This window comes from Streptomyces phytophilus (assembly GCF_013870535.1).
In the GTDB taxonomy this organism is placed as follows: domain Bacteria; phylum Actinomycetota; class Actinomycetes; order Streptomycetales; family Streptomycetaceae; genus Streptomyces; species Streptomyces phytophilus.
In genome coordinates this window covers 1-7,786 of record NZ_JACBXC010000169.1, presented here as the reverse complement: position 1 = coordinate 7,786, position 7,786 = coordinate 1, and the positions used below count along the sequence as shown (strand labels likewise).

Here is a 7,786-nt window from a genome sequence, read left to right as displayed (position 1 = left end):
CCGTGCCCGGCAGCCCGGGGGCGGGCAGCTCGGTCGGGTGCAGCGGCAGGTACAGCGTGAACGTCGAGCCGCGGCCCGGCTCGCTGTCGACGTGGATCTCGCCGCCCAGCAGCCGGGCGATCTCCCGGCTGATCGACAGCCCCAGCCCCGTGCCGCCGTACTTGCGGCTCGTCGTGCCGTCGGCCTGCTTGAACGCCTCGAAGATCACGCCCATCTTGTTCGACGGGATGCCGATCCCCGTGTCCGTCACCGAGAACGCGATCATCTCGGCGTCCGGGTCGCGCAGCGCGCCCTGCTCCAGCAGCTGTTCCTTGATGGCCTGCGGCACATCGTCCTTCGCGGTGCGGATCAGCAGCTCCACCGCACCGCTGTCGGTGAACTTCACCGCGTTCGACAGCAGGTTGCGCAGGACCTGGAGCAGCCGCTGCTGGTCGGTGCTGAGCGTCGCCGGCGGGTCGGGCGAGACCCGTACGGAGAAGTCCAGGCCCTTCTCCGCCGTCAGCGGCCGGAACGTCGCCTCCACGTAGTCGACGAGCTGCACCAGCGCGATCCGGGTGGGGCTCACGTCCATCTTGCCCGCCTCGACCTTCGACAGGTCGAGGATGTCGTTGATCAGCTGCAGCAGGTCCGAGCCCGCGCCGTGGATCGTCTCGGCGAACTCCACCTGCTTCGGCGTCAGGTTCCCGTCGCCGTTGTCGGCGAGCAGCTTCGCCAGGATCAGCAGCGAGTTCAGCGGCGTACGCAGCTCGTGCGACATGTTCGCCAGGAACTCGGACTTGTAGCGCATCGAGACGGCGAGCTGCTCGGCCCGTTCCTCCAGGCCCTGCTTGGCCTCTTCCAGCTCGCTGCTCTTGATCTCGATGTCGCGGTTCTGCCGGGCCAGCAGCTCGGCCTTCTCCTCCAGCTCCGCGTTCGACTCCTGCAGCGCCTTCTGCCGCACCTCCAGCTCGCCCTGCCGGTCGCGCAGCTGCGCGGCCAGCTCCTGGGACTGGCTGAGCAGCACCTCGGTCTTGGAGTTGACGCTGATGGTGTTGACGCTGGTGGCGATGACCTCGGCGATCTGCCCCAGGAAGTCCTTCTGGATCTGCGTGAACGGCTGGAACGACGCCAGCTCCACCACGCCCAGCACCCGGCCCTCGAAGATCAGCGGGAGCACGATCACGTGCGCCGGCGGCGCCTGGCCGAGCCCCGAGGCGATCTTCAGATACCCCTTGGGGACGTTCTCCACGACGATCGGGCGCCGCTCCTGCGCGGCGGTGCCCACCAGCGTCTCGCCCGGCCGCAGGATGTGCGGCAGCTCGTTCCCGGAGTGCCCGTACGAGCCGATCATGCGCAGCTCGTACGCGTCGTCCCCGCTGGCCGCGCCGATCTCGACGACGGCCTCGGCGCCGGAGCGCTGCACGAGGAAGAACGCGCCGTGCTGCGCGGCGACCACCGGCGTCAGCTCGCTCATGATGAGCCGCGCCACGTCGGCGAGGTCGCGGCGGCCCTGGAGCAGGCCGGAGATGCGGGCGAGGTTGCCCTTGAGCCAGTCCTGCTCCTTGTTGGCGATCGTCGTCTCGCGGAGCTTCACGATCATCGTGTTGATGTGGTCCTGCAGCTCCATCATCTCGCCGTAGGCGTCCACGTCGATCTTGAGATTGAGGTCGCCGCGGGTCACCGCGGTGGCCACCTGCGCGATCTGCCGCACCTGGCTGGTGAGGTTGTTCGCCATCAGGTTGACGGAGTCCGTGAGGTCCTCCCAGATCCCGGACACCCCGCGCACCCGCGCCTGCCCGCCGAGGCGGCCCTCGGTGCCCACCTCGCGGGAGACCCGGGTCACCTCGTCGCCGAACGACGACAGCTGGTCGACCATCGTGTTGATCGTGGTCTTCAGCTCCAGGATCTCGCCCTGCGCGGCCACGTCGATCTTCTTCGACAGGTCACCGCTGGCCACCGCGGTGGTCACCATGGCGATGTTGCGCACCTGGTTGGTGAGGTTGGACGCCATCGAGTTCACGGACTCGGTGAGGTCCTTCCACGTACCGGAGACGCCGGGCACGCGGGCCTGGCCGCCCAGCCGGCCGTCCGTGCCGACCTCGCGGGCGACGCGGGTGACCTCGGCCGCGAACGACGACAGCGTCTTGACCATGGTGTTGACGGTGGCCGCGAGCTGCTGGACCTCGCCGCGCGCCTCGACCGTGACCGTACGGGTCAGATCGCCGTTGGCGACGGCGGTGGCCACCTGGGAGATGTTGCGCACCTGGCTGGTCAGGTTGACCGCCATCTGGTTCACGTTGTCGGTGAGGTCCTTCCAGATGCCCGAGACCCCGCGCACCCGCGCCTGGCCGCCGAGCTGGCCCTCCGTGCCCACCTCGCGCGCCACCCGCGTGACCTGCTCGGCGAACGACGACAGCTGATCGACCATCGTGTTCACCGTCGTCACGAGTTCGAGGATCTCGCCCCGCGCGTCGACCGTGATCTTCTTGGAGAGGTCGCCGCGGGCCACCGCGGTGGTGACCTCGGCGATGCTGCGCACCTGCGACGTCAGGTTGTTCGCCATCGAGTTGACGGACTGGGTGAGGTCCTTCCACGTACCGGAGACGCCCTTGACCTCCGCCTGGCCGCCGAGCTTCCCCTCGGTGCCGACCTCGCTGGCGACCCGGGTGACCTGGTCCGCGAACGACGAGAGCTGGTCCACCATCGTGTTGATGGTGTTCTTCAGCTCCAGGATCTCCCCGCGGGCGTCCACGTCGATCTTCTGCGACAGATCGCCGCGCGCCACCGCCGTCGCGACCTGGGCGATGTTGCGGACCTGGCCCGTCAGGTTGCCGGCCATGAAGTTGACCGAGTCCGTCAGGTCCCGCCAGACGCCGGCGACGCCCTGCACGCGGGCCTGCCCGCCGAGGCGGCCCTCCGTGCCCACCTCGCGCGCCACCCGCGTGACCTGCTCGGCGAACGACGACAGCTGATCGACCATCGTGTTGACGGTGTTTTTCAGCTCCAGGATCTCCCCGCGGGCGTCGACCTCGATCTTCTGCGACAGATCGCCGCGCGCCACCGCCGTCGTCACCTGCGCGATGTTGCGGACCTGGCCGGTCAGGTTGCTCGCCATGGAGTTGACGGAGTCGGTCAGGTCCTTCCACGTACCCGAGACGCCCTCGACGCGCGCCTGGCCGCCGAGGCGGCCCTCCGTGCCCACGTCCCGCGCCATTCGCGTGACCTGGTCGGCGAAGGAGGACAGCTGGTCCACCATCGTGTTCACGGTGTTCTTCAGCTGGAGCATCTCGCCGGAGACGTCCACGGTGACCTTCTGCGACAGATCGCCGTTCGCGACCGCCGTCGTCACCTGCGCGATGTTGCGGACCTGGCCCGTCAGGTTGCGGAAGGCCGTGTTGACCGAGTCGACCAGGTCCTTCCACGTGCCCGCGGCCCCGGCCACCTGCGCCTGCCCGCCCAGCTCGCCTTCCACGCCGACCTCGCGGGCCACCCGCGTGACCTCGGCGCCGAAGGACGACAGCTGGTCGACCATGGTGTTGACGGTGTTCTTCAGCTCCAGCATCTCGCCGGAGACGTCCACGGTGACCTTCTGCGACAGATCGCCGTTGGCCACCGCCGTCGTCACCTGCGCGAACTCGCGCACCTGCCGGGTGAGGTTGGAGAACGCCGTGTTCACCGAGTCGGTGAGGTCCTTCCAGATCCCCGCCGCGCCCGGCACCTGGGCCTGCCCGCCGAGCCGCCCCTCCGCGCCGACCTCGCTGGCCACGCGCGTGACCTCGCCGGCGAAGGTGCGCAGCGTCTCGGTCATCGTGTTGATCGTGTCCGCGAGCTGGGCGACCTCGCCGCGTGCGCTGACGGTCACCTTCTGCGACAGGTCGCCGTTCGCGACCGCGGTGGTGACCTGCGCGATACCGCGCACCTGGGCGGTCAGGTTGCCCGCCATCAGGTTCACGCTGTCGGTGAGGTCCTTCCACACTCCGCCGACGCCCTCGACCTGGGCCTGCCCGCCCAGCTCGCCCTCGGTGCCCACCTCGCGGGCCACCCGGGTCACCTCGGAGGAGAACGCGGAGAGCTGGTCGACCATCGTGTTGACGGTGTTCTTCAGTTCCAGCATCTCGCCGTCGACGTGCACGGTGACCTTGCGCGACAGGTCGCCCTTGGCGACCGCCGTGGTCACCAGGGCGATATCGCGGACCTGGGCCGTCAGCCGGTACGCCATGGTGTTGACGGAGTCCGTGAGGTCCTTCCAGGACCCGGACATCCCGCGCACCTTCGCCTGGCCGCCGAGCTTGCCCTCGGTGCCGACCTCGCTGGCGACGCGGGTCACCTCGTCCGTGAACACCGAGAGCTGGTCCACCAGGCCGTTGACCGTACGGCCCATCTTGAGCACCTCGCCCCGCAGCGGGTGCGGGGCGCCGTCCTGCCCCTGCGGCCGCAGGTCCATGCGCTGCTGCAGATCGCCGTCCGCCACCGCCGTCAGCACCCTGCCGACGTCGGCCAGGGGGCGTACGAGATCGTCGACCAGCGCGTTCGACGCGTCGACCGCCGCCGCCCACGACCCCTCACAGGGCCCCGCGGACAGCCGCTCGGCGAGCTTGCCCTCCCGGCCGACCATGCGCCGCACCCGCGACAACTCTCCGGTGACGTGCAGATTACGCTCCGCGACCTCGTTGAAGACCATGGCGATCTCGGACATCACACCGTCGCCGCCGACCCGCAGGCGCTTGCGGAAGTTACCGTCGCGCATGGACTCCAGCGCGCCCAGCAGGCGATACAGCGAGGCCGTGTCGACCTGCGTGGTCCCGGAGGGCGTCCGGGAGCGCCCGCCCTTCGTGCGCGGACTCGCGCCCGGCGCACTCGCGTCAGACTCCACTGTGTCCCTCCCGCAGGGTCGACGTTCGCCTCGGGCTCCCTCCGAAGCCTTCCCAGTGTTTCACCCCGGCCCTGGCAGGCCATAACAGTTCGGCGGCTAAGGCGCACTTTCCGAGTGTTAAGAGAAGGATCCGGCATCTGTCCGCAGGGCGAAGGTAAGTACCCTGGCATCCGCCGTCCATCCCTTCAGCCGGGAGAGTGGCACATCGAGAGGAGAGCTGGTGACCACCGCGCGGGCTGCGGCCACCTTCGAGCCGGTCGGGCGCTCCGTCGCCGCGGCCAGGACCTTCGTCCGCGACACCCTCCAGGGCTGGGGCTATCCCGAGGCTACAGATGACGCCGTCGTACTGACCAGCGAACTTGTGACGAACGCCATAATTCACGCTGGTACGGCAGTAAACGTCCTTTGTGTCCGGATGGCGGACGCGGTACGGGTCGAGGTCGCGGACCGGCACGCCGAGCGCGAGTTGCCGCTGCACAGCCCTCAGCTCCAGCCCACACCCCTCGACCGCGAAGGCGGCCGGGGCCTGATGCTCTGCGCCGCCCTCGCCAGCCGCTGGGGCGTCGACTACACCGCCGAGCACAAGCGCGTCTGGTTCCAGCTCGCCGTCACCGAGCCGCCCGCCGGCACCCGCGCGGCCGGCCCCGAGCTGCCCGTCGACGAGCTGCCGCTGGCCGAGGAGCGCATCCGCGTCGCCGTCGTCCGCATCGACCGCGGCGGCCTGGTCAGCGAGTGGAACGACGACGCCCGCGACCTCTTCGGCTACGAGCCGGAGAAGGTCGTCGGCAAGCCGCTCGGCGACCTCGCCGCCTGGCCCCACACCCCCGGCACCGGCACCGGACTCGTCGAGGCGCTGCAACTCTCCCGCTGGGAGGGCTCGTACGGCATCCGCTGCAGCGACGGTCGCGTCACCCCCGTCTACGCCTCGCACATGCGGCTGCGCGACTCCGCCGGCGACCCGTCCACGATCTGCCTCCTGGTCCGCGACAGCGAACGCGCCGTGCTGCAGAGCCCGCTGCGCGCCCCCGCGGGCGACAGCTCCGGCAGCGAGGGCCGCACCGGCGCCTTCCCCGGCGGGGACTCCTTCGAGGCGTTCATCGGCACCCCCTCCCCCGACGACCTCGACGGCCTGCTCCAGCGCACCGTGGAACGCGCCCGCGACATGCTCGCCGGCGACGCCGCGTACCTGCTGCTCGCCACCGACGACGAGACCGAACTCGAAGTACGCGCCTCCACCGGACTGCCCTCCGCCCGCCAGCGGTTCGCCCGCGTCCCCGTCGAGACCGGCACCGGACGCTACGGCTCCGCCCGCCTCCCGTCCGTCCACGAAGACCTCATGGCCGACGCCGACGCGGTACCCCTGCTGGCCGCGACCGGCATGCGCTCCGTCGTCTCCGTACCGCTGAAGGTCGAAGGCCGCCTCACCGGCTCCCTCGGCGTCGCCGCCGAGATGCCCGGCCGCTACACCAACGAGGAAGCGCTACGGCTCCAGTTCGCCGCCGACCGCATCGCGCTCGCCGTCGAGTCGGCCCGCCTCGGCGAGCTGGAACGGCTGCGCCGCGGCTCCCTGTCCTTCCTCGTCGAAGCCTCCGACCTGCTCGCCGGCACCCTCGACCGGGACCAGACGCTGGCCCTCATGGCCCAGATGATCGTCCCCACGCTCGCGAGCTGGTGCGCCGTCTACACCCTCCCCGAGCAGTCCGAGCCCGAACTCAGCTACGTCCTGCACGAGGACGAGGAGCGCATCGACGACCTGCGCGCGCTGCTCTCCCGCATCGACCCGCCCGACGCCGTCCTCGTCCCCGGCGCGCGCCAGTGGCGCGGCCCGGGCGACGCGGCGCACACGCTGGCGATGCGCAGCTCGTTCCTCAGCCTCAGCATCGTCGGCAACACGACGCTCGCAGAGGACGCCGAGACCTCCCTCGCGACGGCGGCCACCGTCGGTGGCGAAACCGTTGTGCTGCCGCTCGTCGCGCGCAACCGCGTCATCGGCATGCTCGTCCTGGGCAAGCCCACCGACGAGCACTTCCGCCAGGAGATCCTCGAACTCGCCGAGGACCTCTCCCGCCGAGCCGCCCTCGCCCTCGACAACGCGCGCCTCTACTCCGAGCGCACCACCATCAGCCAGTCCCTGCAGCGCAGCCTCCTGCCCCCGGGCCTGCCGGACATCCCCGGCGTCGAGGTCGAGGTCATCTACCGCCCGGCCGGCGAAGGCAACGAGGTCGGCGGCGACTTCTACGACCTCTTCGAGATCCGGGACGGCACCTACGGCTTCGCCATCGGAGACGTCTGCGGTACGGGCCCGGAGGCCGCCGCCGTCACGGGCCTCGCCCGCACGGCACTGCGCCTGCTCGCCCGCGAGGGCTTCGGCGGCCCGGCGGTACTGGAACGCCTCAACGCCGCGATCCTCGACGAGGGCGCCCGCGGCCGCTTCCTGACCCTCCTCTACGGCGAACTCTGGCCCCAGCCGGACGGCAGCGCCGTCCTCAAAACCGTCTGCGCCGGCCACCCGCCCCCGCTCCGCCTGCGCCCCGACGGCACGGTCGAACAGGCCACGGAATCCCAGCCGTTGCTGGGCGTCATGGACGACCTGGAACTCCACAGCGAAGAACTGGTACTCGCGCCCGGCGACGTCCTCCTGTGCGTCACGGACGGCGTGACGGAACGCCGCGAGGGCACCCGCATGCTCGGCGACGAGGGCCTGGTCGACGTCCTCACCACATGCACGGGCCTCACGGCGGGCGCGGTGGCGGCCCGGGTGCTGCGCACAGTGGAACGCTTCGCGGCGGAGCCGGCGTCGGACGACATGGCGATTCTGACGATGCGGGTCCCGGGCCAGATGAACGGCAACGGGGAGTAACAGGAGGGCCGGAACCCTCGGCTGCAGTAAATGACTCAACCCCCGGACGGCGTCCGGGGGTTGAGTCGTAAAGT

2 protein-coding genes are annotated in these 7,786 nt (G+C 70.5%); one reads left to right on the top strand and one right to left on the bottom strand.

Annotated features, from left to right (window positions below; genetic code table 11):
- Positions 1-4,852 (bottom strand): HAMP domain-containing protein (locus tag H5J30_RS11295; protein WP_181787299.1); only part of this gene is annotated, 4,852 nt, incomplete at its 3' end.
- 220 nt (positions 4,853-5,072) lie between these two features.
- Here H5J30_RS11295 and H5J30_RS11290 point away from each other — a divergent pair.
- Positions 5,073-7,712 carry a SpoIIE family protein phosphatase gene (locus H5J30_RS11290; RefSeq protein WP_181787298.1) on the top strand — a complete coding sequence of 880 codons (2,640 nt, stop codon included), beginning with the start codon at positions 5,073-5,075 and terminating at the stop codon, positions 7,710-7,712.
- The last annotated feature ends 74 nt before the right edge of the window (positions 7,713-7,786 follow it).